At 42.7% G+C, this 24,314-nt stretch carries 20 protein-coding genes; 13 read left to right on the forward strand and 7 right to left on the reverse strand.

Going from position 1 to position 24,314, the window contains the following annotated elements; genetic code table 11:
* Window positions 1–58: 58 nt before the first annotated feature.
* Entirely contained in the window at window positions 59–1,414 is a 1,356-nt protein-coding gene (locus ACM0OY_RS12390; protein WP_414569150.1) for a DUF697 domain-containing protein, read from the forward strand.
* Between the two features lie 333 nt (window positions 1,415–1,747).
* Window positions 1,748–2,008, forward strand: a complete 261-nt coding sequence (locus ACM0OY_RS12395; RefSeq protein ID WP_414569151.1) for a Calvin cycle protein CP12 — start codon at window positions 1,748–1,750, stop codon at window positions 2,006–2,008.
* Between the two features lie 441 nt (window positions 2,009–2,449).
* On the opposite strand, the gene ACM0OY_RS12400 is transcribed toward ACM0OY_RS12395, so the two are convergent.
* Window positions 2,450–3,268, reverse strand: a complete 819-nt coding sequence (locus ACM0OY_RS12400; RefSeq protein WP_414569152.1) for a TlyA family RNA methyltransferase — start codon at window positions 3,266–3,268, stop codon at window positions 2,450–2,452.
* A gap of 368 nt (window positions 3,269–3,636) precedes the next feature.
* Here ACM0OY_RS12400 and ACM0OY_RS12405 point away from each other — a divergent pair, with 368 nt between their 5' ends.
* The gene (locus ACM0OY_RS12405) at window positions 3,637–3,870 is read left to right on the forward strand and encodes a Nif11-like leader peptide family natural product precursor (protein ID WP_414569153.1); all 234 of its coding nucleotides are present in this window, start codon (window positions 3,637–3,639) and stop codon (window positions 3,868–3,870) included.
* A 415-nt stretch (window positions 3,871–4,285) separates the two neighbouring features.
* Here ACM0OY_RS12405 and apcB read toward each other — a convergent pair whose 3' ends face one another.
* Window positions 4,286–4,795 (reverse strand): allophycocyanin subunit beta, encoded by a 510-nt coding sequence (apcB, locus tag ACM0OY_RS12410; RefSeq protein ID WP_190877006.1) that lies wholly within the window; start codon window positions 4,793–4,795, stop codon window positions 4,286–4,288.
* Between the two features lie 357 nt (window positions 4,796–5,152).
* Between apcB and glnA the strand changes: the two genes are divergently transcribed.
* Entirely contained in the window at window positions 5,153–6,577 is a 1,425-nt protein-coding gene (gene glnA / locus ACM0OY_RS12415; protein WP_414569154.1) for a type I glutamate--ammonia ligase, read from the forward strand.
* A 103-nt stretch (window positions 6,578–6,680) separates the two neighbouring features.
* Here the strand turns inward: glnA and ACM0OY_RS12420 are convergent, their stop codons facing one another.
* On the reverse strand, window positions 6,681–6,881 hold the full coding sequence (locus ACM0OY_RS12420) for a hypothetical protein (protein WP_073638537.1): 201 nt from the start codon (window positions 6,879–6,881) through the stop codon (window positions 6,681–6,683).
* Between the two features lie 371 nt (window positions 6,882–7,252).
* Between ACM0OY_RS12420 and ACM0OY_RS12425 the strand changes: the two genes are divergently transcribed.
* Both ACM0OY_RS12425 and ACM0OY_RS12430 read left to right on the forward strand, forming a co-directional pair.
* On the forward strand, window positions 7,253–8,152 hold the full coding sequence (locus tag ACM0OY_RS12425) for a ferritin-like domain-containing protein (protein WP_414569155.1): 900 nt from the start codon (window positions 7,253–7,255) through the stop codon (window positions 8,150–8,152).
* Window positions 8,153–8,560: 408 nt separating this feature from the next.
* Window positions 8,561–8,686, forward strand: a complete 126-nt coding sequence (locus tag ACM0OY_RS12430) for a hypothetical protein (RefSeq protein WP_414569156.1) — start codon at window positions 8,561–8,563, stop codon at window positions 8,684–8,686.
* Between the two features lie 117 nt (window positions 8,687–8,803).
* Here the strand turns inward: ACM0OY_RS12430 and patX are convergent, their stop codons facing one another.
* Window positions 8,804–9,121 carry a heterocyst-inhibiting protein PatX gene (gene patX / locus ACM0OY_RS12435; RefSeq protein ID WP_414569157.1) on the reverse strand — a complete coding sequence of 106 codons (318 nt, stop codon included), beginning with the start codon at window positions 9,119–9,121 and terminating at the stop codon, window positions 8,804–8,806.
* 107 nt (window positions 9,122–9,228) lie between these two features.
* Window positions 9,229–10,998 (reverse strand): FAD-dependent oxidoreductase, encoded by a 1,770-nt coding sequence (locus ACM0OY_RS12440; protein ID WP_414569158.1) that lies wholly within the window; start codon window positions 10,996–10,998, stop codon window positions 9,229–9,231.
* Between the two features lie 650 nt (window positions 10,999–11,648).
* Between ACM0OY_RS12440 and ACM0OY_RS12445 the strand changes: the two genes are divergently transcribed.
* Entirely contained in the window at window positions 11,649–12,695 is a 1,047-nt protein-coding gene (locus tag ACM0OY_RS12445; RefSeq protein ID WP_414569159.1) for a zinc-dependent dehydrogenase, read from the forward strand.
* Here ACM0OY_RS12445 and ACM0OY_RS12450 read toward each other — a convergent pair.
* Window positions 12,686–13,147: a hypothetical protein gene (locus ACM0OY_RS12450; protein WP_414569160.1), complete on the reverse strand. Its 462-nt coding sequence runs from the start codon at window positions 13,145–13,147 to the stop codon at window positions 12,686–12,688. The two genes, ACM0OY_RS12445 and ACM0OY_RS12450, sit on opposite strands and share 10 nt — an antisense overlap.
* Between ACM0OY_RS12450 and ACM0OY_RS12455 the strand changes: the two genes are divergently transcribed.
* The 3 genes from ACM0OY_RS12455 to ACM0OY_RS12465 all read left to right on the forward strand — a co-directional run bounded on the left by ACM0OY_RS12455 (window position 13,148) and on the right by ACM0OY_RS12465 (window position 18,372).
* Window positions 13,148–14,473 (forward strand): inorganic phosphate transporter, encoded by a 1,326-nt coding sequence (locus ACM0OY_RS12455; RefSeq protein WP_414569161.1) that lies wholly within the window; start codon window positions 13,148–13,150, stop codon window positions 14,471–14,473.
* A gap of 721 nt (window positions 14,474–15,194) precedes the next feature.
* Complete coding sequence (locus tag ACM0OY_RS12460) at window positions 15,195–17,651, forward strand: EamA family transporter (protein ID WP_414569162.1); 2,457 nt, start codon at window positions 15,195–15,197, stop codon at window positions 17,649–17,651.
* 568 nt (window positions 17,652–18,219) lie between these two features.
* Window positions 18,220–18,372, forward strand: coding sequence for a hypothetical protein (locus ACM0OY_RS12465; RefSeq protein ID WP_414569163.1), 153 nt, complete (start codon window positions 18,220–18,222; stop codon window positions 18,370–18,372).
* Between the two features lie 246 nt (window positions 18,373–18,618).
* On the opposite strand, the gene ACM0OY_RS12470 is transcribed toward ACM0OY_RS12465, so the two are convergent.
* A complete protein-coding gene (locus tag ACM0OY_RS12470) occupies window positions 18,619–18,741 on the reverse strand; it encodes a hypothetical protein (protein ID WP_414569164.1) in 123 nt (40 codons plus the stop codon).
* Between the two features lie 1,179 nt (window positions 18,742–19,920).
* Between ACM0OY_RS12470 and hetR the strand changes: the two genes are divergently transcribed.
* The 3 genes from hetR to ACM0OY_RS12485 all read left to right on the forward strand — a co-directional run bounded on the left by hetR (window position 19,921) and on the right by ACM0OY_RS12485 (window position 23,926).
* A complete protein-coding gene (gene hetR, locus ACM0OY_RS12475; protein WP_096534886.1) occupies window positions 19,921–20,820 on the forward strand; it encodes a heterocyst differentiation master regulator HetR in 900 nt (299 codons plus the stop codon).
* A gap of 496 nt (window positions 20,821–21,316) precedes the next feature.
* Window positions 21,317–22,831 (forward strand): sensor histidine kinase, encoded by a 1,515-nt coding sequence (locus ACM0OY_RS12480; RefSeq protein ID WP_414569165.1) that lies wholly within the window; start codon window positions 21,317–21,319, stop codon window positions 22,829–22,831.
* A 423-nt stretch (window positions 22,832–23,254) separates the two neighbouring features.
* Entirely contained in the window at window positions 23,255–23,926 is a 672-nt protein-coding gene (locus ACM0OY_RS12485) for an AIM24 family protein (RefSeq protein WP_414569166.1), read from the forward strand.
* Window positions 23,927–24,314 lie beyond the last annotated feature (388 nt).

The raw sequence follows: 24,314 nt of genomic DNA on the forward strand, positions 1-24,314 counted from the left end.
GGTAATTGAGCATTAAAAGAGCATTTTTCCGAGAGTGAAGGCTGAAAGTATTGATAGTATGTCGAGTTCGCGTAATCTGCAAGAAACTCACTTAAACCGTGCCCGCGCCAGTCTCAGACAGGCGCTGTCTTGGTATGGATATCTTCGTAAATCAGGACAGCTTTCATCTAACCCAGAATTGATAGGTTTACTGAAACCAGAATTAGAAACTCTCAACTCCACACTCAATAAACTCGATTCTAATGTGATTAGAATTGCTGCCTTTGGTTTGGTGAGTCGTGGGAAGTCAGCAGTTTTAAATGCTTTGCTGGGAGACAAGATTCTACAAACTGGCCCCCTCAATGGTGTCACCCAATGGCCTCGTTCGGTACGTTGGCAGCCAGGTAATAAAGTATTAGTAGAGTTAATTGATACACCAGGATTAGATGAAATTGAGGGTGAGTCACGGGCAGACATGGCACGAGAAGTAGTGCGTCAAGCCGATTTAATTTTGTTTGTCGTGTCTGGTGATATCACACGCACTGAGTATCAAGCATTGCTGGAATTGAGGCGATCGCAAAAACCTTTGATTTTGGTGTTTAACAAAATCGACCTCTACCCAGATACAGACAAGTCCGCCATTTACGAAAATTTGCAACAACTGGGTGCAGGAAATTCTCAAGCAAAGCCTCTACTACCCGATGAAATTGTCATGGTGGCGGCGGAACCAGCACCAATGGAAGTCCGGGTTGAATGGCCTGATGGTCGCGTCAGTTATGAATGGGAGACACCACCACCGCAAGTGGACGAACTCAAGCAGACAATTTTGAACATTCTCAATCGAGAAGGCCGATCGCTTTTAGCTTTAAATGCACTCGTCCAAGCACGGGACGCAGAAGAGTCCATCGCCCAAAAAACCATCGACTTACGCCAACAAGAAGCCGAAGACATTATTTGGCAATTTACCAAATACAAAGCTTTGGCTGTAGCCTTAAATCCCATCGCCTTTTTAGATATTCTTGGCGGAACTGTTGCGGATTTGGCTTTAATTCGCGCTTTGGCACGCTTGTATGGTTTACCAATGACTAGTTATGAAGCAGGGAAAATTCTCAAAACGATTTTATTGAGTTCTGGTGGCTTACTTTTGGGAGAATTAGGTAGTAGCTTCCTGTTGGGTTTGGGCAAGAGTACAGCTGCGATCGCCAGCGGTGACAATCCGACAAATATTACTGCCTTCGCTGGCAGTGCGATCGCCCAAGCTGGTATCGCCGGTTATGGTGCATACTCCGTTGGCAAAGCCGCTCAAGTCTATCTGGAAAAAGGCTGCACTTGGGGACAGTTGGGCGCTAGCAGCGTCATTCAAGAAATTCTCTCTCAAGTTGACCAAAATACAATTCTGTATCGTTTGCAACAAGAGTTAGGCATAAAATATTGAGAATAACTAATAATTGTTTCTCATTTGTTACCCTTTATAATCATTTATCAACTTCTATCAAACTCTTCTGACAATTGCTCTCAATTTCCGATCCCCGATGCAAGATTGAAGACATGACCATCTTTGCTGATGACTGCAAGTAACAGAAAATGCTGTAGCTTTTTCAAGCAAAGATTGCCACAGGGAAATCCCCACTCAAGTTTGCTAAAAAGATGACGGTGCTTACACCACTTTGTTTTAGCAAGCATATCTAAACTGTAAATGTGAGCTTTCTAAGGTCATTAGAATCTCTGCCGTTAATTTATATCTCTGGAAACATAAGGTAAAAGCGACATGACAACAACCTTAAACGTAAACCAAGCTGCTGTAGCTACAAATCTTGAGCAAGCGATTTTAGAAGCTATTACTGATGCTCGTACAGCCTGTGAGTTAAATGGCACTGATTCTGCTAATTGTGCCGTAGCTTGGGATATCGTGGAAGAATTGCAAGCTGAAAAATCTCATCAACATCAAGCAAAGCAAAACAAAACCTCTTTGGAAAATTACTGCGATCGCCATCCAGATTCTGTAGAGTGTCTAATATACGACGTTTAGGTAACAAAGAATTCAGAATTCACGAGCGGAGCCGGAGACGCTCCGCCCCCGGTCAAAATTCATACTGAATTCTGTACTAATCGCTGATACAGCAGATTGCAAGTAAGTGAGGTACAAAATTCAGGACTGATTTATCAAATATAAACAGTGTTTACCTCTTCCCTCCTGCCTCCTGCCTTCTGCCTCCTGCCTCAAAACCCGTAACTTTGTACTTCATGCAAATGAAAATTGCTGTAAATATATAGATTTAATTTCAATACCCTTAGGTTAAGCCCAAAAGAATTCATGTAGAGACGCGATTCATCGCATCTGAAAGATTCAGTTTTATTTGTCAATAAACCTTAACCCAAGTGTATTGAGTTTAAGCCCCCACTAAATCTTTCGCACAGCATTCCGCAGTCAAGATTTAGTGGTTTTCAATTTATTCTGAATTCTTCTTCTTCAAGTTTTTCGCAAATCAACTGTTGCTGATTGCGTTACTTGCTTAATCGCCTCTAAATCAAGCGGTGGTGTTTCACTTTCCATTCCCAACCATAAGAGAAATTCGATATTTCCAGCCGGACCAGTAATCGGCGACCAAATTAAACCTTTGTATTTCCATCCTAATTCTTGAGCCGCTTGCAACACTTGGAAAATGGCGTCAGCTTGGTCGTTAGGATCGCGGACAACTCCTTTTTTCCCGACACGGGATTTCCCGACTTCAAACTGTGGCTTGACTAACAATACAGCTTCCCGGCTAGCTTGAGTTAACTCCCACAAAGCAGGCAGAATTTTAGTTAAAGAAATAAACGAGACATCCACCACCGCCAAATCAGGAATGGGGTCATTTTCGCCATACAAATCATTTGGCCGTAGCTGTCGTAAATTGGTGCGTTCGCGCAAAATCACTCGCGAATCATTTCTCAAGAGCCAGTCAACTTGTCCGTAACCGACATCAATACCGTAAACTAGTTTGGCCCCAGCTTTTAACAAACAATCTGTAAAGCCACCCGTAGAAATTCCACCATCTAAACAAACGCGACCAACGACGGGAATCGCAAACACTGTCAAAGCTTTGGAGAGTTTTTCACCACCTCTAGATACAAAAGGCGATCGCTCTTTAATATTTATTTGAGCCGCAATATCAACTTCTGTACCAGGTTTATCAACTACCTGCTGATTAACAGTAACTTCCCCCGCCTGAATTAACCTCTGTGCCAAAGCGCGAGAAGAACATAAATTTAAATCTACTAATAATGTGTCAAGTCGTTGTTTAGCCAATTAACTAGACTCTCCTGGTAAGATTAAACTTAAAGCACGATTAATAATTTCTTCTCGGGTAACCAGCCATCAGCAATTTTTATTGTGCCTGACAATACATTTATACTATAAATGTTGCTGCCGCTATTTCAGCTATGTAAATTCTGCTAAATACCGCTACTGTCTAAGGGCTGAATTTTATAAAAAAGATATTAAATTTTAGCCTAAAAGTTATATTTTTTTGTCAAAATCAACACATATTTCTCTTTGGTTTTAAGATTAAACCTATATGCATGAAATGGAACAAATTCTTTCCAAAATTCAGGTGAAGCCGCAGGAGTGAAATTACTGCATTCTAACCTGATATTTAAAACAGGAGATAGGCTATCATGACACAGCAAAATGCTGCGCGACTTTTTCAAGCCGTAAAAAAAGATCAAGCATTACAGGAAAAACTCAAAGCAACAGCCAACCCAGAAGCTTTCATCAAAATTGCTCGTGAGCGTGGCTATGAGTTCACCGTTGAAGAACTAGAGACTGAGATTAACAAATTGTCAGAAGAAGATTTAGCCGCCATCGTCAATCCAGGATGGGGGACTAGACGCCACCTTACTCCTAGATAATTCCCCTAGTTTAGGTTTCCTAAAGTATAGGAACAACTGAATTTCCAAAGGGATTTACAAATAAAAAGTATTCGATAGCATAGTTGTTGACAGTCAACAGCTATGCTATTGTTTTTATTTACTTGAAGTTCTTCAAATTGGCGACTTGCGTAGGCGTAGCCCATCGTAGATATCGCTTTAACTTCTTGCTTCTTCGAGAATACACAACTAAAAACAATTAAGATACAGCAAAATACGTATATTACGGTAGTTTAAAAAACACAGCTTTAACCTAACAAAACTATTTTACACAGGCGCGATCGCCAATTTTAAACAGCAGATTGAGGGTTCATAAAAAAGCGATCGCCCCATAAAATCGAAGTGCGATCGCTGTTCACAATTATTGTAGGGTAGGCATCTTGCCCGCCCTTAAAATCTAAATATCAATTTCGCTCAACTCGCGTGTAATATGATCGAATGGTTCATCTACAAAAGCAGTATTAGCCACACCTGCTGCTGCTACTTGTTCCTTAGCTAGATCCTTGAGTATTTGGACACCGCGAACTGTAGGGCCAATAGGTACTCCTAAAGAATTGTAAGTTTCTCGCAGTCCTTGTAACACTCGCTCATCTAACACATTTGTATTGCCAGCAACCAGCGCATAACTGGCGTAGCGCAAGTAATAGTCTAAATCCCGTAAACAAGCTGCATAACGACGAGTTGTATAGGAATTTCCACCAGGACGAATCAATTCCGGCAGTTCTTCATATAACTTTAAACCAGCCTGCTTGACAAGCCCAGCCGCATTAGAGTTGATCGCTGCCGCCGCCTGTACTCGTGCTGTACCACTGTCGAAGTAAGACTTTAGACTATCGAGCGCATTCCGGTCAAAATACCGACCAGCTACGTCATAATTCTTAATTAAACTTGTTACCGCATCGCGCATTCCTTTTTCTCCCAATCGTTGCTATCTATGGTTTGATATTTATTTGGCTGCATTTATGCACCAGTAAATTTTTGTGCTATTAAAAATAGATTCGGCACAAAAACAAACTATCCACTACATAAGGATTCTATGCCAAAGTTGACCCCTATGTGATGAACTTTCCAGTTTTGTACAGATGATCGGCGAAAGGTTAATATAACCTGTAATCCAGATATCTGTAACACAAACTACAAAATACCCTAATGTCTAGTATTTAAGATATTTCAGGTGTGTCACGGCTTGATTGAGATCAGCAGGGTTAGGATGCTTTGGAAGATTCTGGTTTTACTTTAGGAAATTGGTAGAGAAGGAGTAACAATGACAACCCCACAAGAAGTCTTGAAATTAATCCAAGACCAAAAAATTCAGCTGATTGATCTCAAATTCATCGATACAGTAGGGACTTGGCAACACCTGACACTGTACCAGAACCAAATCGACGAGACCGCATTTACTGATGGCGTACCTTTTGACGGTTCCAGCATCCGGGGTTGGAAAGCGATCAACGAATCAGACATGACGATGGTACTCGATGCCAACACTGCTTGGATCGACCCATTCATGGAAGTGCCAACGCTAAGTATAGTTTGTAGTATTAAAGATCCCCGCACGGGTGAACCGTACAACCGTTGTCCACGGGTGATTGCCCAAAAAGCAATAGATTTCCTGGTTTCGACTGGTATTGGTGACACAGCTTTCTTTGGCCCTGAAGCTGAGTTCTTCATTTTTGACAATGCTAGGTTTGCCCAAACTGCCAACGAAGGCTACTACTTCTTAGACTCCGAAGAAGGTGCTTGGAATTCCGGCAAACTCGGTACAGATGAAAAACCCAACTTGGGTTACAAACCACGCTTCAAAGAAGGTTACTTCCCAGTTTCGCCGACGGATTCTTTTCAAGATATCCGGACAGAAATGCTGTTGACAATGGCACAATTAGGTGTACCCATCGAAAAGCATCACCACGAAGTTGCTACTGGTGGTCAGTGCGAACTGGGTTTCCGGTTTGGGAAATTGATTGAAGCTGCTGACTGGTTGATGATTTACAAATATGTCATCAAGAACGTTGCTAAGAAACATGGCAAAACCGTCACCTTCATGCCAAAACCAATTTTTGGCGATAACGGTTCTGGGATGCACTGTCACCAGTCCATTTGGAAGGATGGCAAACCTCTGTTTGCAGGTGATAAGTATGCTGGCTTGAGTGACATGGCGTTGTACTACATTGGCGGTCTTCTCAAACACGCACCAGCACTGCTAGCAATTACCAACCCTAGTACCAACTCATACAAGCGCCTAGTGCCTGGTTATGAAGCACCAGTTAACTTGGCTTACTCTGAAGGGAACCGTTCTGCTTCTATCCGTATTCCTTTGTCTGGCACTAACCCCAAAGCCAAGCGGTTAGAATTCCGTTGTCCAGATGCTACTTCTAACCCCTACTTGGCATTCGCCGCCATGCTTTGTGCTGGTATCGATGGCATCAAAAACAAAATAGATCCTGGTTCTCCCTTAGATAAGAATATCTATGAACTCTCTCCAGAAGAACTAGCAAAGGTTCCCTCAACTCCAGGTTCTTTGGAATTGGCGTTAGAAGCACTGGAAAACGATCATGCTTTCTTGACAGAATCAGGTGTCTTCACAGAAGACTTTATCCAAAACTGGATTGATTACAAACTGGCTAACGAAGTCAAGCAGTTGCAATTGCGTCCTCATCCCTATGAGTTTTACCTGTATTACGATGCTTAATTAAGTACCGTATCTAACTAAAAGTTTAAAATTTGCCACCCTAGAGGGTGGCTTTTTTTCATGGAGCATTGGGGATGCTGTAAAATTCTCTCCCATCTCCCCATTAGCTCATCGTGGCGTTGCTGCGTCCATAAATCATCCGAGTCGTCGCATCTATCTTCCCTTGAATGGGGTTCCAGTAGTGAGACGCTTCTTCAGGAAGACCAAGTTCTTGTGCAGCACGCATCAGCATTGATTGTTGGCGATTCTTGACTTGCTGATGTTCACGAACCATTAACGCACGAGATTTTTCTGCGATAGACATAACCATAGTCCTCCCTGCTTCTGTAGTGAATATATATTTTCTGTTTCTCTCTAAAAACTAATATAACAGAAAAAACTGTAACATACGATACTGTTTTGAATTGATTTTCAGAATTTTAGATTTTGAATGCGAGTTTATATGTAAGAAAAAGCTTTGCTGTAGAGGCTTTTGGGGATTTTATTTTTCAAAATCATTATTCAAAAGCAATAACATTGTTTACAAAAATTTATATGATATCTGTTACTTAAGTAGAGATTGAGTAATTGATTTTTTGAACTTTTACCCTTTTTTTATTAATCCAGTAGGAATACGGCAGTTACAAAAAACTAAGTTAGGATCGAATATAGGTTTATAAAACTTTATATAACTTTATGACAGTTACCTACCCACGTAAATTTCAGAATGCTTTGGGTGCAAGGGAAATCTTGAAACGGGTGGTATGCGATCGCCAGATCCATTTAATTACCCTGAATCGCTACCGCTACAGCGAACAACGCAGTTGTAAAGACCTGACAGACTTAATCGAGCAACTGAATGGACAGCCACAAGAACTAGTGCGGGATTTGTCTCATCACATCTCAGATGAAGCTCGTCATGCCATGTGGCTGACTGATTTACTCATCGATCTAGGAAGCGATGTTGGAACTCCCCCCGGAACTTCCTATATTGATGAATTCGATCGCCTACTCGACAAAGACGCCTACGATCCAAAACGCAACTTAGAGGATGGTATGATTGCCGCCCTAGCAGCAATTAACATTACCGAAAAACGTGGCTGTGAGTATTTTTCCGCCCACATTTACGCCCTCAAGCAAGCGCCACAAACAGAAGAAAACATCAAAATCCGGCAAACAATTGAGAAAATTTTGCCAGAGGAAGCAGGACATGTGCGCTGGGGTAACCGTTGGTTAGCAGAACTCGCGCGTAAAAGTCCAGAACATCGGCAAAAAATAGAGCAAGCCAAGCGAAAATATACTGCAATTGAACAGGCGGCCTTTGAATCGGGAATGGATATCACCTTGGGGGCCGAACTGCGGCGAGTTGCCAGCTTGCTGGAAGTAGCAAATACCATGCCACTTTGGGAACGTCCTCAGTACTTGATGGAACGCTTACCCCAAACTTTGTTAGCACCTGAGTTGCAATTTACTAGGATTCAAGCTGCACAACAAGCTTGGCAGCGCGATCCACAAGCGTTTTTCCAGAAGTTTGTGCCCATGTTCCTCAACGGCATCCAGCGAATAGAAGATAATCGCAAGAAAACAACCGTGTGAAGAGAAGGAGTGGGGAATGGGGAGATGCGGAGACAAACAGACAAGGTGAGAATTTGCAACAAGCCTTTCCTCCGAAGTTCTGTTCGTCAAAGACGTTGGCGAAGCCATCGCCAAAAGCCAGCGCTCAGACTTCTCTCCTTGTCCCCTTGTCCTCTTTTCCATGCCCCATTTCTTAGACAAGCTCAGATGAGGCGAAGATTAATTATGTATTGATGTAGGTAACCAGCTACTCAATCTGTGAGAAAACTTATTTGGGAATAAAGAGAAGTTGCCTTAAGGTTGTTCCCCAATTAGCAAAATGTCGGAATTAGATGTGTTTTAAATTAATTGATAACCTAAGTAACATCTGTTTCTAAAGCAGTTGAAGGTAGAGACGCACAGCTTCCCAGAAATACGAGTAATACTTGTGTGGCTTTTGAAGAGTTGGTGATGCCGTCCATCGAGGCAGTTGATTTGATTTGCCTTTTGATTTCCAGGTTTTATGCCAACTACTATATACAGCAAATTGCAGTTGAAATACTAAGCGATCGCTGAAGATTTTCGGTTGTTAACTGTATATATTTCTGCCAGAAAAGCATTGACATAAATGTTAGCACAACATCTTGTTTTCTGGTAAATTGTTTTGCAAAAACAGCCATTATTCCACGGTAATTAAACAACAGCATAGAAATTTTTGGCGAATTTTTGCATCACTTCTCTGCGCCCACTACCGCGATGACGTGGCGCATCATCTGGATTTTGTTCAGATTGCGCCGAGAGCAACTGTTGCCAAGCAGGCATCGAAAGCAGCCGATTGTCTTGGAAAGTTCTGTTTGTCCTTGGTATTGCCGGAAGCCGGCGTAGCTTGGGAAAAGCCGCAGAATCGTCTACAGAATTTCCACTTGGTAAGTGATTGTCCATTGCTTGGCAGTTAGAAGCTAAGGGGCCGAACACCAGACTCGAAACTAAAAGTGAAATGGCAGCACGCATAGCAGATGTCTATTTTGGAACTCTCCACTTCACTGATACTTAGCTTTTCTAGGAATATCCGGACAATTCATCAAAAAGTATTGTGTTTTACTGAAAATAAACTCTTCTTATCCTCCATTTAAATGTTCGACTAATAACCAATTACTGTAGTGATTCTGACGACCCCACACTGTAATTAATTGTTGGTCGGGATAAGCGTGTAATTGTTCGTTGATATGCGATCGCAAAGTCACAAGCTGCCAATTTTGCCCTTGATATACGTCGGGTGCAGTGACACTGAATCTGTATTTTTGCTGACCCAAGCGGTAGAAAATACCTTGAAAACACTTGCTTTCTGGGATTAGTACCTTGTCAACATTAGATTCAGAATACTGAACCGTGGATGGCCAAGAGCAATCACCACTAGCTGGATAGGCTAGTGGGTTATTTAAGTAATACAGTTGGCGATGCAGCCAATCCGAATGATTAGGCGGCAGATTAAAAAAAGGTACGATTATTGCTCTGGCGCGATCGTCTTGTAGTAGAGCCGCTTGTAGATCCCTGACAGGCAAATCCCTTGGCTGGCAGTTTAACTCAACACATATCGCCGCTGCCATTCCCGCTGCTTGACCAATGCCCATAACCACTGGTTGTAATCTGGTTGCGCCATTGGCAATGTGGGAGACAGAAATATTCTTTTCACAAACCAACAAACCATCCGTTGTGGCTGGAATTAGACAACTGTAGGGAATTGTAAAGGGAGTCCCAGTCCAGCGTCCCCCCCATTGGATAGATTTTGGTTGCAGTGAAAATTGAACACCAGGATAATGATGGTCGTTGGCGTAATTACCAACAGCGATTGCATCATTAAATATAGATGCTACTCTACCTCCAGCAACTGGCAAAATATCCTGTTCTCGGACGGTAGTTACTCCCACTAAGCGCCGACTTTCCCGGTAATAGGGGTGCAGCGCAAAAGCTTTTTGAGTGTGAGGAAATACTTGTTTTGCTAAACCATAACAACGACCAAGTTGGTTTTGAATAAAACGGGCAAAATTTTGACTGTGCCAGCGTGATTCCTGGATAAATTCACCTCTGGCTACGTCTGACTTTATCAGCCGATCTACCCCTTCGCCGTAGTCATTGCCACAGATTGGCCAATTAATCATGAAGCGATCGCCAGGCAAGCGTCCATAATTTAAAAATGTCTGTGCGCCATAGTTATCCCAAGCACCTGCAAATAAGGATGGATTATAGTTGGGCGCAGCCGGAATTTCTGGGGCAACGGCTTCACCAAAATCTTCCATAATCACTATATAAGTGGGCGCTTGCACCGGATATCTCTCGGTTAAAGAGTTAAACGTTACCGGGGCGCTGGGTTCTCCCCACTCAGATTGCAATTCCCAACCCCAACGGTAAGGTATGTCAGCTAAAGCCAACAAATCTCCTAATTCTGTGGCGTCGAGAATAATCTTGGCTGTGACAGCAAAATCAGCAAAGCGCACACCAGTAATAGAATCGCCTTGCCGATAAACTTCTAAAGGCACTTGTCCAGAAATCCAGTGCAGATTTGGCAATTCCCCCACCCAATCAGCAAAAATCTCTGCCCCAATGCGGGGATCGTAACTAAAAAAGCTTACCCAACAATTATCTAATCCCCCTGGTTGCCGATGTCGTAATTCCTGCAAAAACGCACCCCATAACCCCGTTTGCAAGGCTTCTAATTCATTGCCATCGGGTGCAGACACTCCTGCTGAAGTCAGCATTCCCCCCAACCAAGAAAATTCACTCACCAGAATCGTTTTAGCTCCCCGTCGCGCCGCTTGAATAGCAGCCGAAGTACCTCCAGTTCCTCCACCGACAACCAAGACATCAGCCGTATACGTCTGATGAACCATATGCAATTCCTCCACCAGGGTTAGCTTGCGAACTTTTTGACGTAAGCGCTATTTTCTAAGCACTTAGGATATTTTTTATCGTAAATAAAGTGTTTAAGACCCCTACGTCTACACGTAGCCCGGAGGCGGAGTGTCTCCGACTCCGCTCCGTTTCAGTCGTTGCTCAAATCCCCCGGAGTTGCTCCTCTTGGGGAGACCCCAAGACCGCACTCCTCTTCGTCTGAAACTGTCTTGAATGCGTGAATTTTGAATTTTTAATGCAACTCAAGCTAATGTAAATACTTTAATTGCTCGCGTTAGTTCAGACCAAGAAAGTATCAATACTGCTCTTGCAGCTATTAATTCCCAAAAAGCTAATATTAATGCTTTTGTTGCGAGTAAAAATGCTGCTCAGTCAAACTTGCAGCGGATAAAAGTTTTACAATAATTCAAACAAATTGTTGCTCCTTTTGCGGGTGTAATTACTGCTCGAAATGTAGACACAGGAGCTTGCCAGGTTTGCTCAAGCTCATTCGTCAGAAGTTAAGGTAATTGTACTTTTGTCATTTTTGGTTTACTGATTTGGGTTAATACAAAGTAAATTTGACAGATAATAGCTTAACGTTGACTGCTAATGTTACATCTAGTATCGTTGAGCGGGAAAAACCAACGTGAAAGCACAGGTATTTAGAGGCGTCAATCAACTGTCTTACGAAGATATCCCAGTTCCAACCCTGGAACCTGATGAGGTACTAGTACAGGTGCGGGTTGTGGGGTTGTGTCAGTCAGATATTAAAAAAATTCGTTATCCGTTATATGAACCGCCGCGCATTTTTGGACATGAAACCGCTGGTACGATCGCAGCAGTAGGATCTCAAGTCCAAGGTTGGCAAGTTGGACAACGAGTGGCGGTGATGCATCACATCCCTTGTATGCATTGCGCTTACTGTCTAAATGACAATTTTTCTATGTGCAATGTCTACAAAAATATTTCCACTACCGCAGGCTTTAATGCTAGTGGCGGCGGTTTCGCTGATTATGTCAAAGTACCCGGACATATTGTGCAAAATGGTGGGTTAATTCCCATCCCTGACAATATCAGTTTTGAAGAAGCAAGTTTTGTCGAACCCACTAACTGCTGTTTGAAAGCAGTGAAAAAAGCCCAAATTGCCCCAGGACAAACGGTGTTAGTCACTGGTGCAGGACCAATTGGGTTAATGTTTATCATGTTGGTGAAGTATTTCGGAGCAAAAGCGATCGCCACCGATTTACTACCCTCTAGAATTGAAAAAGCATTGCATGTCGGTGCCCAGGCGGCTTTTGATGCTCGTGACGCCGATTTACCTGCCAAAATTCATGCCTTAACTGGTGGACTAGGTGTTGATGTTACCCTGCTGGCTGTCCCCAGTGAAAAAGCTTTCTTTCAAGCACTTGACTGTACCCGCAAAGGCGGTAAAATCTTGTTTTTTGCTGAATTTCCTGATGAAGTGGAAATTCCCATCAACCCAAATGTCCTCTACCGTCGAGAAATTGACTTAATGGGCAGTTATAGCTCATCTTATCGGCTTCAGAACTTGTCAGCTGATATTGTATTTAATCAGCGAATTGATGTGAAAGCATTGATTAGCGATCGCTATCCATTAAAAGATTTATCAGCAGCCGTGGAAGCTGCGATCGCACCCACGGCGGAAACTTATAAAATTTTAATTTATCCGTAAAAGCGAGATGAGGGGGGATGCGGTTCGGCTTCTCTGCGAGACGAACGCTTACCGACCGGAAGATAAGGGGGATAAGGGAGTGTTAAAACTAGAATTTTAAAGCTCAGAGGTTCAACGACGAAGCTCAGAGGTTCAGCGACGAAGCTCAGAGGTTCAACGACGAAGCTCAGAGGTTCAACGACGAAGCTCAGAGGTTCAGCGACGAAGCTCAGATATTCAGCGACGAAGCTCAGATATTCAACGACGAAGCTCAGATATTCAACGACGAAGCTCAGATATTCAGCGACGAAGCTCAGATATTCAACGGCGAAGCTCAGAGGTTCAGCGACGAAGCTCAGATATTCAACGACGAAGCTCAGAGGTTTAAAAGTTTCATTCTTATCTCTCCCTGCCTCCCCTGCCTCCCCTGCCCCCCTGCCCCCCTGCCCCCTACCCCCCTGCCCCCTCCCCATATGCCCTACACCCTACTTCTCGTCGTCCTACTAGCCTTCTACCTCGCCTGGAATCTCGGAGCAAATGATGTTGCTAACGCGATGGGAACTTCTGTAGGTTCCAAAGCTGTTACTCTCAAACAGGCACTAATAATTGCTGGGGTATTAGAGTTTACGGGTGCTGTCTTGTTTGGACATCAGGTAACGGAAACTCTAGCAACAAAAATTGCTAATCCCGCTTTATTTGCCGCTACACCCGAAATACTTGTGATTGGTATGGCTACTGTGCTAGTTTCCTGTGGTGTCTGGTTGCAAATTGCCACATCGCGCGGTTTACCAGTGTCATCTTCTCACGCGGTTGTTGGTGCGATCGCTGGATTTAGTTGGGTAGCTTTGGGAATAGATGCAATTGATTGGTCTTCAATTGGCATGATTACGGTTGGCTGGGTTTTAACGCCTGTAATTAGTGGGGCGATCGCAGCATTATTTTATAGTCAAATCAAGCGCTGGATTTTAGATCGACCAAATCAAATAGTGCAGTTACAAGAGTGGATTCCCTGGTTGAGTAGCCTGCTGATAGGTGTTTTTGGTGTGATTGTATTACCTTCGCTGACTCAACCTCTGACAAATTTTTTAATTGAGCAAGTAGGGTTAAACATACCCGCTTATGACATTCCACTGTTAACTGGTGCAGTAGCAGCAGTTGGACTGACAATTATTAGTTGGCGACAATTGAAACAGACAGGAGATGGGGGGACGGGGAGATGGAAAGATGAGGGAGAACTAATTTTAAGTCCCCAGTCCCCAGTCCCCAGTCCCCAGTCCCCATTCCCCAGTCCCGTAGAACGCTTATTTGCCCGATTCCAGCTGCTGAGTGCTTGCTTTGTCGCTTTTGCTCATGGTTCTAATGATGTTGGAAATGCGATCGCTCCTTTAGCTGCGATCGTCTACATCCATCGCACTGGTAGCGTACCTGTCGATGGTATCACTATCCCTATCTGGATTTTAATTCTTGGTGGTGCTGGTATTGTTGGAGGTTTAGCTGTCTGGGGTAAAAAAGTCATCGCTACCATTGGCGAAAACATCATTTCCTTGCAACCTAGTAGTGGATTTTGTGCAGAACTCGCTACTGCTACCACCATCCTGATTGCCTCCCGCCTAGGTTTGCCAGTCTCCACTTCCCACGCCCTTGTTGGTGGTGTTGTCGGTATTGGAGTAGTACAAAATATTAAATCCATTAAGTTCAAAACTCTACAAGGTATTGCCGCCGCGTGGCTAATTACAATCCCTGTTAGTGCTGTCCTCAGCGCTGCCATGTTTAGCATCGCTCGGATTCTATTCCTTTAAAAATTTTTTAGAAGAATACAGAATACAGAATTCAGAATCAATTAGTGAGGGATTGGGGGTTGCCACTCTCTGATACCATTTCACAAAATACCTGATACAAATGATTAGTCTCTAATTCTTTCCCCCTGCTCCCTACCCCCTGCTGTTTGCTTTGCCAGAACACTAGACAATACCAAAAAAACGCATTTTTGCAGAATTGCTGCTCATTTATTAGAATGTTGTCCAGGGGATAGCGTAACCTTGAATTTCCACAAAAAGATAATTTAATCTCCATTTGAGATGTAAACTGTCACTCAAGTTACATTCCACACAAATTTACAGCTAGTTTCGCAAGTCAGAGAAATTTGTGGCGATCAGGCACTCACCTGGAAGTCTTTGATAATAATATTGCCACCAAAAGAATAAATATAGGACTGACGCAAATCATAATTTTGAATTTCAAGACAAATCTGAAACCGGCAAAAAACCGGAGTGCTGACTTGGGGCGAGCTAGATTTCTCAATCTCTGTCTTCCTGAAATCAGAACAGAGTGTGATTTATAATTTCCCACCAAGGGGTGATGCTTTGCAAACCCTGTGTCTTGCGTGACAGAATTACGTCGAAATGCGGAAGTGCTGTTAAAATTTTTAATTTATCTGACAAAATACAGGAAATTAGTATGAGTGCCAATCAAGTCTACGGGAAGCAGCTTTATTGTCAAGGCGTTAGAGGTTAGAAGCTAATGGGGCGATTCGAGAAGCAACCAGAAAACCCGCGAATCAGAGGCGAACTTTCCAGAGCGGCGGAAAATGCTCTCTGGGCTGTAGTTGAAGACTTAGAAAATCTCCAGCAGAATGTCCTCAGAGCTTTGCAAGAAGACATCAAGCGGCTTCAGGCAGAAAAAAATCGGTTATCTGATGACATTCAAAGCTTGGTAGAAGAAAAAGAGCATTTACAACAAGTACGGCAAATTACTGAGCAGCAAGTATTAATTCGTCAACTGGCAGAAGTTCTGGCGAAGCATATATCTTCACAGCTGCAATCTTCTCTGGCAAATTTAGCTACGCAAAATATAGAAGGTAAATCTTACGAACAAGCTGCATTAAAGTCCGCTGAAGTGAGCAGCAATGTAGTAGGTGAAATCAATGAAAAAGTCGAACACATGTTTGACAGTCTTGATGACACCGTTACTATCACTTTTAATTCGCTGCAACAAGAATTAAAGAATTATCAAAGTAATCTTTCCCAACAGCTGTCACGGATGTACAGCCAACAACAGCAAGGGGAAGCGATTTTGACAGAGTTTGTTAATCGCTTGCATGGACAACTAGAAAAAACTATAGAAGAAACTTCACGTAAAGCGCCAACAACAGGTACACCTACTGTTTTGCAACTGACGGAGCCAGAAAAAAATACTTTTTTGGAGACACCCCCCCAGTTTGGTGAAGTAGTCAAAAATTCCCCTGAGCCAATTTCCAAGACTCCTAATCCATTTTTCCAAAGCGAAACTCCATCACAGTCTGCTGCTGTTGAAAACAAAGCCATCAGCAACGACTCCTCCCAAAATCAAACTCCACCACAGGAAAACCTTACTGAGCCAAGTTCTTTTCTCAGGAACGACTTGTCTCAAAGTGAAACTCCATCACAGCCTGCTGTTATAGTTCCACCGTCAAACGAAACTCGACTACAGCCTGCTGTTATAGTTCCACCACCAAAGGAAAACACCACTGAGCGAATTTCTGTTTTCAGCAACGACTTGCCTCAAAGTGAAACTCCACCACAGCCTGCTGTTATAGTTCCACCACCAAATGAAACTCCACCACAGCCTGCTGCTGTAGTTCCACCGCCACAAGAAAACGTCACTGAGCCGATTTCTTTCCTCAGCAAAGACTTGTCCCAAAGTGAAACTCCACCACAGGAAAAAGCCACTGAGCCAATTTCTGTCCTCAATAACGACTTGTCCCAAAGCGAAACTCCATCAGAACCTACTAATACATCAGCACGACAGCAGGAATCAACACAACCGTCACTAAAAATTAACGCTCCCGAACTAGCTTCTGTCCTCCGCAAAAGTGTTCCACAGAGTAAAGCTAAACCTACGCCTGTGACTGCACTAGAGCCGCCGAAAGAAGCAAAAACTCCGGTACGGCGATCGCGCAGTTCCTCAGGCTTATCCCCGATCCAAATCGGTTTTTTACTGATTGTGCTATCCACAGTCATATCCTCGCTTTACAACGTAGCCATCAAGGTGATTTTCCACGACGGTTCCCAGATTTTCGGCGTACTAGAGGTAGAGCGATTACTACCACCGACTTTGGGCAATACTTTCTTAATTTTGACCATGCGATTTATGGTCGTAGTACCACTGTTGGTACTGTTGTCTCCTATACTGCATCCCAGGCTATGGCAAGATTTAGAAAACTTAGTTAATTCAGTGCGAGGAAATTCCACACCCACTAACGCAGCTACAAAGCAGATTTTGGTGTTGTCAATTGTTAGTGGGTGCTTTTTATTCTTGTCTCAAGTGTTAATTTATATTGCCATCGCTCAAGTTCCCACTGGAATCGCGATCGCACTTTTCTTTATCTACCCAATGATTACCGGTTTATTCTCGTGGTTTTTGTTCCGCGATCGCCCCACCATATTTCGTGCAGGAGCGATCGCTGCAATTTGCTGCGGCGAATTATTGGTTTTAGGAACTTCTCCTAGTACTGGTATTGGTAATACTTCACTAGGAAGCAGCGCCGCTATTATTTCTGGCGTAGCTTTTGCTGCATACATAATTCTGACACGCGTCTGTGCTAGTAAACTGCATCCGGTGACTTTTACTTTAATTAACTTCGCCACCATGTTGCTGTTGAGCTTTATTTGCTTGATGTTACCTTTACCAAGCAATTGGAACTTGCTAATTGACCCCACAAAAATGCTGGAACTGGTTTTAAGTGCATTTATTTTGGGTGTGTTGACTCTTTCTGGCTATTTGCTCAACAATGCCGGGATTAGTAAATTAGGTGCCTCGCGTTCAGCCCTCATCGGTGGTAGCATCCCAGTTTTAACTGTGATTTTCGCTGGGTTAATCATTCAAGAAAATTTAGATATCGTACAAATTCTAGGAGTATTGTTAGTAACTTTTGGCGCGGCGGCTTTCAGCTTTGAAACAATGCGAAATCAGGTTAAACCCTCTACTCCCGCCAATTAAATGACCAGTTTAACCAGCGCAGGTATAGATGGTAGCTACACCAGCTACCATCTATTTTTGCTTGCATACTGACACTATATATAGAAATCCGATTTGATTATAAAAAAATCCAAGTATATGCGTAACGCACCAAAACTATCGGATCGTGCGTTAGCCAGAGGCATAACGCACCCTACTGGCGTGTCAAGCTTAAAATAGTGCATTAACAAACTCTTGTGGTATGGGCGTCTCGCCCGTCCAGTGCAGACAAGATGCCCACACCACAAGAAAATTTATTGCAACAATTTAGCTTTGACACGCTACTACGTGTATTTCAAAAATCAAATATGAGTCGTATATAGGAAATTGCTGTAGAAATTCTCCCCTCTACCCCACACCCTTTGCATTTTTAGAGATTTAGCCTGATACAGATAGTAAAACACGTATATATGAGCAGTGTGAGTAACACTGGCTCAAGCAATTGAGCATGATTACTTGCCCCAGAGACAAGATTTGCAAGGAGTTGAGACGATTGCAGCACGTTTTGGAATAGTAACACCAATGTCTAGACCAATGCCCAATTTGAAAAATGATTGTGACAGATAGATTAACAAAACCCAGACACACCAAAGCGATTCCCAATCCAAAATGGGATGAGTTGTTTATTCAGCTTGGCAGACTATTGTCGCTACATGAATATAGTGAGCGATCGCCCGTGAAAAAGCTACTAACAGATGTTTAAAAAGTCTGCTGTTGTATCGATATTCTAGCCTTTACAGCTTTTTCAACGGGAAAAATCTTCCTAAAGTCCTAGTTTTTCAGGAAAGCGCTAGAGTAGATTTCGAGTTTTTAATAGACTAGCCACCACTTGGAAAACATCGTCTAAACTGTTCCACATTTATAGGACTTACGCAAGTTTCATATAGGACTTTTATTTGATTGCGTGAAAAAACTCGTTTTCAACTTCAAAAGGCTGATTCCCTATTCCCTAACTCCCGTCTGTAGCCACTCGCTGCCTATCGCGCTTACGCTGCACTTCTCTGCGAGACGCTTCTCTACGAGAGGCTTTGCCAACGCGAACGCGCACCACGTAAATAAGTTCAAAAATCAAAGCGGATTCCTATAGTTGTGTTCCTAAAGGTTGTTCAGAATCAAAAGTCGAAAGTCCAAAAAACTAGACTTTGACCATTGAATCTTGACCGGAGGCAGAGGGTCTCCACCTCCGCTCTTGACTGCGCTAAATAATGAAAATTTAAAATACTTTCATAATAAAAATATAATTTAATTACCAAAAAAAATATTATTAACGATCAAATTGAGTCGAATTTGTTTTATCATATTTTTGAGTAATCGCTAATTTTGCAGTTCAGTAAAGCCTAATGCCTGCACAGTTAATTGTGTCTGTATTGCATATTTTGGCGTCACTTCAGCAACACAATCAAGATAAATCATCTCTGATTTTTTAGCTTTTTTAAAATATCAAGGAATCTTAACTTTTTCCAAATAGGAATTATTTAAATACACATAAGTGATAAATTTTAAAAGATATAAATATATTCCCAAAGTGAAAAATAATGATACAATCAGTAGCGATGTTTGAAAAAAACAGGTATTTGGAAATTGAAATTATTTGTTCTACTTGATGTCTACACTTTTTCCTCAAGCCAGAAAGCTATATTGCCGAAACATCACTGGAGGTTGTGAACAGGATGATAGTTCGCAACTACCCATTTAGCTGAGCTTGTGAATCTTGGCACACTTGGTAAGCGGTTTCCTTCTAGATCGCTGCCGATTATTTCCAGTCGATTGTGTACTACAAATAATTCGTCAAAGCTAAATAAAAACCATCTTTTTCGACTCTATAGATATCCCAGATGAACCGCGTAAACTAGTTTTTACTTTGAGCTAGCTAGCATCATGTCATAATTAGCCCTAAGCAGCCTGACATTTTTGCTCTTCAAAGAAAACAAACTAGAAAAACCTAAAGAACTTAAAAGCTTTGTAGATTAATTGTAAGACAGTTGACTTTGAGGACTAGAAACCACGATCAAGCTAGACATGGTGATGTCTGAAAATTTTCTGGACAGATGTAAAGACAGTTATAGTAACAACACTGAATCTTTGTGTGTACCAGAAAATATGCGATAATAGTAGTTTGAGCTACCACCGATATCATAGTTATCGCATACTAATATAGTCTGAAGTAAAGACATTGCCTTCAGCCAGGTGTATACTACCTATTTTCACTCGATTAAAAATTGTGTAAACGTGCTATTCAATTGTCTGTAATATGAGTAACGACATAGATCTGATCAAACGTCTTGACCCCAGTGCGATGGATCAGATCATGCTTTATCTGGCTTTTAGTGCCATGCGGACGAGTGGGCACAGGCATGGGGCATTTTTAGACGCAGCCGCAACAGCAGCCAAGTGTGCAATTTACATGACCTATCTAGAGCAGGGACAAAACCTGCGAATGACAGGGCATTTGCACCATTTGGAGCCGAAACGGGTAAAAATTATTGTAGAAGAAGTTAGACAAGCGCTAACAGAAGGGAAACTGCTAAAGATGCTGGGTTCTCAGGAACCTCGGTATCTGATTCAATTGCCTTATGTCTGGTTAGAAAAATATCCTTGGCAACCGGGGCGATCGCGCGTTCCTGGTACTAGTCTGACAAGTGAAGAAAAAAGACAAATTGAGCAAAAACTACCAAGTAATCTGCCTGATGCCCAGTTAGTTAGCTCATTTGAGTTCTTGGATTTGATCGAGTTTTTGCACAAGCGATCGCAAGAAGATTTGCCACCCGAACACCAAATGCCATTGAGTGAAGCCTTGGGTGAGCATATCAAGCGCCGTCTGCTCTATTCAGGTACGGTAACGCGCATTGATTCTCCTTGGGGAATGCCCTTCTATGCTCTGACTCGTCCTTTTTATGCCCCAGCAGACGACCAAGAACGCACTTACATCATGGTAGAAGATACCGCTCGGTATTTCCGCATGATGAAAAATTGGGCAGAACGGCGACGAAATGCCATGCGCTTGTTGGAAGAACTTGATATTCTTCCAGAAAAAATGGAGCAAGCTATGGAAGAATTGGATGAAGTTATCCGTGCTTGGGCAGATAAATATCACCAAGACGGTGGTATTGCAGTGATTTTACAGACAGCTTTTGGTGAAAGAGAAGACTAGTACAACTGTGCAAAATTCCAAGTTTCCAAAGGCAATCTAGTAACGTGAGTTCAACAACCTCTCTCCAACTCTTCTCCGTGTTGGAGAGGAGCATTATAGTTTTTTTCATTTATTTTGGATCGCATCACCGATAGGGATGCACACCTGTCATTGGTGTCAACTTCAGCTCAAATAATAAATTTACCGTCGTTTTAGATACCTCAACTCCCTTAAAAAGGGGGCATTCGATTCTAGTTCCCCCGTTAAAAAAAGGAGTTATACCAAATCCCCTTTTATAACTAGGACTTACGCAAAAACTCTCTGAAACCCTTCTTTCTTCTCTGCGAGACGCTGCGCAAACGTGTCCATACAATTTTTCAATCTACAGCGGAAATTCCACCCAAATTGTTCGGTTCTACGACTGTTACGTGTACACAAATCAATATAACCTCTAGGTAGTAGTGAAGTGTCTACCCTAGACGCTATTTGTCGCTCTTGAATTAAGGGGTGAAAACTTGTGTACCAGTGGATACTGCCAAGTCTGTGCGAAATCTTGGCACAAAATCAATCAAGTGTAGCTGAATGTTCACCGACAATAGCAGAGCGGCAGTGGCGTGTCAGCCTTGCAGCAACAGAACACTTGCTCTTAAATAGTTTAGCAGCTGTTTCAGGTGACACGACCCAAGGATTAGTTTTAGCTGCACCAGCACCACTATTTAGTCAGCCAAAACTGGCTCAAAGCTTACAGACAGTAACTTTTACAGCAAAACCATTTAACCCTTTGGCGCTGATGCCATTTCAGATGCCAGATGCGATCACACCTCAAGATTGTGAAGTTGCCCCCTGTGAATCCGTACTTCCCCTGCTACCCGCCGATCCACTGGCAGCAGAACAGTTTTGCTTAGTTTTTACAGATAAATTTACATTAGTACTAGTTTTAGCAACACACAAAAACGGTAAAAAAACCTTTTCATTTTCTTTTGAGCCAGAGGTAGTACACCAGGCTTGGCGATCGCTAGGAGCGCGGGTAACGCTGACTAATCCAGAATTTTTTACCCAACTAGATGCATTAATACAACAGTATTCTCCAGTAGCACCAGATTACCGCATCGTCGTTCAGTTTAGCCAGCTGTTACTTGCTGGACTAACAGAACCAGAAGAGGACACCGCGACACGGAGAGAAGTCAGAGGGTCAGCTTGCGGCGAGCTGAACTTTGGAGGACATGGAGAAACGGAGATTTCTTTGCCCGCGTCATCGCATCTTCCCCTCTCCGTGTCTGCTGAAACCTCTTCCCGTCCTGATGTCGAATTGCTCCAGGCCTTTGCCCACGAAGTTCGTACACCTTTGACAACTATTCGCACCATGACTCGCCTACTCTTGAAGCGGCGGGACTTGGCCCCCAGCGTCATCAATCGCTTAGAAATTATCGATCATGAGTGTACTGAGCAAATTGACCGTATGGAGTTACTGTTTAAAGCAGCAGAACTGGAAACTTCTGCCCCAGTAAAATCTTCAAAAACTCAACTCACGCCGATGTCTTTAGACCAAGTGTTGCAACAAAGTATTCCCCGTTGGGAACAAGCAGCACAGCGACGTAACTTAACTTTAAATGTTGTTTTACCCCAGCAACTGCCAACTGTGGTTAGTAATCCCAGTATGCTGGATCGCGTACTCACTGGTTTGATGGAGAATTTTACACGCAGCTTACCCGCTGGTAGCCACATTCAGGTACAGGTTATTCCGGCTGGAGATCAACTGAAGTTACAATTATCGCCCCAACTGTTATCCAAAGATACAAATAAATCAGCTACACCAGCAACGCCGCCAATTCGCAAAGCCCTTGGTCAACTGCTGATGTTCCAGCCAGAAACAGGTACTATTAGCTTGAATATGGCCGCAACCAAGCATTTGTTTCAGGCGATCGGCGGCAAACTGATTGTTCGTCAACGTCCACACTATGGAGAAATATTAACAATTTTCCTGCCCTTGGAAGTTAGCAGCAATCAGGAAAAGCTAGGAGTTAAAAGTTAGAAAAATATAGCCGTAGTCACACAGGTTAGGACATTTTGAAAGCATGGAAGCTAGGAATAGTAATACTTTTACCTCCTTCCTGCTGCCTCCTGCCTTCTGCCTCCTGCCTTCTGCCTCCTGCCTTCTGCCTCCTGCTATACCAAGAAATAAATTACTACTACTTGTAGGGTAGGCGTCTCGCGCGCCCAATAGTTAGGGCGGACAAGATGTCCACCCCACAAGAAAAATTGAATGTTTTTTTATTTGGAAGTCTCTATATAACTGTTGCCTGGGCCGCACTGCGCTTGTCGAAGGGAGCTTGCTGAAGTGTTGACGATTCCCTGTTCCCTTTTAATTGCCATATGTAAAAATAGATGCCAAAAATGTATATAAATTCTGCTTCAGAGCCAAGTATACATTTAGGCAAAAATCAAAAGGAAAATTATGGCAATTTTTGAAGTTGTTGAACGGGAAAGTTTACGTTTAGTCAAAGTAACTTTGCAAAACGAAACAGTACGGACTGAATCTGGTGCTATGTACTATATACGTGGCAACATTCAAATGGAATCTAAAGCCCCTTCAGCAGGTGGGTTTTTAAAATCTTTAGCTACGGGAGAAAATATTTTCCGTCCTACATATACAGGTACGGGTGAATTATATTTAGAGCCTTCTTTATCGGGATATCACATCTTAGAATTAGACGGTAATGAATGGATTTTAGATAGTGGTGCTTATTGGGCCAGTGATGGCACCGTAGAAGTAGGAGTTGAACGAAACAAATTGGCATCAGGCTTACTTGGTGGCGAAGGCTTGTTTCAAACAAAAGTCAAAGGTAGGGGTAAAGTGGTGATGGTAGCACAAGGCCCTGTAGAAGTAATCAATTTACGAAATGACCGATTAGTTGTTGATGGAAATTTTGCGATCGCTCGCACAACCACTTTAAATTATCGTGTGGAAAAAGCTACCAAATCTTTTTTTGGTTCAATGACCTCTGGTGAATTTCTTGTCAATACTTTTGAAGGAACTGGTACTGTATTGCTAGCTCCTGTACCTTATTGGCAAGTCATGATGCTCCGCCAAATTATCGCCTCCATCCCCACACCTTCTAGCAAATAATCATCATTAAGTTGGAGAAGATAAAGAGAATCCAGAATTCAGAATTCAGAATTCAGAATCAATTAGTCGAGTATTCAGATCGACCACTAATTGTAAGCCAACAAATTTATTTTCTAGGGGACTGAAACTGAGTTATTCAAACGTTCGCAGACAAGGCAAATCGCTACTCTATCCGTCAGTCCTACAAAATTTATTCTGAATTCTGACCGGAGGCGGAGCGTCTCCGGCTCCGCTTCTGAATTCTAAATTCTACTTGATCACTCATTTCCAGTCGCGATCGCTCCTGGTAAATCACCAACACTGGCTAATTGCACTGTAAATGTGGAACCTTCATTTACTTTACTTTTGACAGAAATAGAACCACCACAGCGTAGTAGCAATTGCTGTA

It is taken from the genome of Nostoc sp. CCY 9925, from assembly GCF_963920935.1.
Lineage (GTDB): Bacteria > Cyanobacteriota > Cyanobacteriia > Cyanobacteriales > Nostocaceae > Nostoc.

Excerpts from the sequence above, each read along its gene's own strand:
- ACM0OY_RS12390 (WP_414569150.1), top strand. The coding sequence starts at position 59 with ATGTCGAGTTCGCGTAATCTGCAAGAAACTCACTTAAACCGTGCCCGC.
- ACM0OY_RS12395 (WP_414569151.1), top strand. The coding sequence starts at position 1,748 with ATGACAACAACCTTAAACGTAAACCAAGCTGCTGTAGCTACAAATCTT.
- ACM0OY_RS12405 (WP_414569153.1), top strand. The coding sequence starts at position 3,637 with ATGACACAGCAAAATGCTGCGCGACTTTTTCAAGCCGTAAAAAAAGAT.
- apcB (WP_190877006.1), bottom strand. The coding sequence starts at position 4,795 with ATGCGCGATGCGGTAACAAGTTTAATTAAGAATTATGACGTAGCTGGT.
- glnA (WP_414569154.1), top strand. The coding sequence starts at position 5,153 with ATGACAACCCCACAAGAAGTCTTGAAATTAATCCAAGACCAAAAAATT.
- ACM0OY_RS12420 (WP_073638537.1), bottom strand. The coding sequence starts at position 6,881 with ATGTCTATCGCAGAAAAATCTCGTGCGTTAATGGTTCGTGAACATCAG.
- ACM0OY_RS12425 (WP_414569155.1), top strand. The coding sequence starts at position 7,253 with ATGACAGTTACCTACCCACGTAAATTTCAGAATGCTTTGGGTGCAAGG.
- patX (WP_414569157.1), bottom strand. The coding sequence starts at position 9,121 with ATGCGTGCTGCCATTTCACTTTTAGTTTCGAGTCTGGTGTTCGGCCCC.
- ACM0OY_RS12440 (WP_414569158.1), bottom strand. The coding sequence starts at position 10,998 with ATGGTTCATCAGACGTATACGGCTGATGTCTTGGTTGTCGGTGGAGGA.
- ACM0OY_RS12450 (WP_414569160.1), bottom strand. The coding sequence starts at position 13,147 with ATGGGGAGGGGGCAGGGGGGTAGGGGGCAGGGGGGCAGGGGGGCAGGG.
- ACM0OY_RS12455 (WP_414569161.1), top strand. The coding sequence starts at position 13,148 with ATGCCCTACACCCTACTTCTCGTCGTCCTACTAGCCTTCTACCTCGCC.
- ACM0OY_RS12460 (WP_414569162.1), top strand. The coding sequence starts at position 15,195 with ATGGGGCGATTCGAGAAGCAACCAGAAAACCCGCGAATCAGAGGCGAA.
- ACM0OY_RS12465 (WP_414569163.1), top strand. The coding sequence starts at position 18,220 with ATGATTGTGACAGATAGATTAACAAAACCCAGACACACCAAAGCGATT.
- hetR (WP_096534886.1), top strand. The coding sequence starts at position 19,921 with ATGAGTAACGACATAGATCTGATCAAACGTCTTGACCCCAGTGCGATG.
- ACM0OY_RS12485 (WP_414569166.1), top strand. The coding sequence starts at position 23,255 with ATGGCAATTTTTGAAGTTGTTGAACGGGAAAGTTTACGTTTAGTCAAA.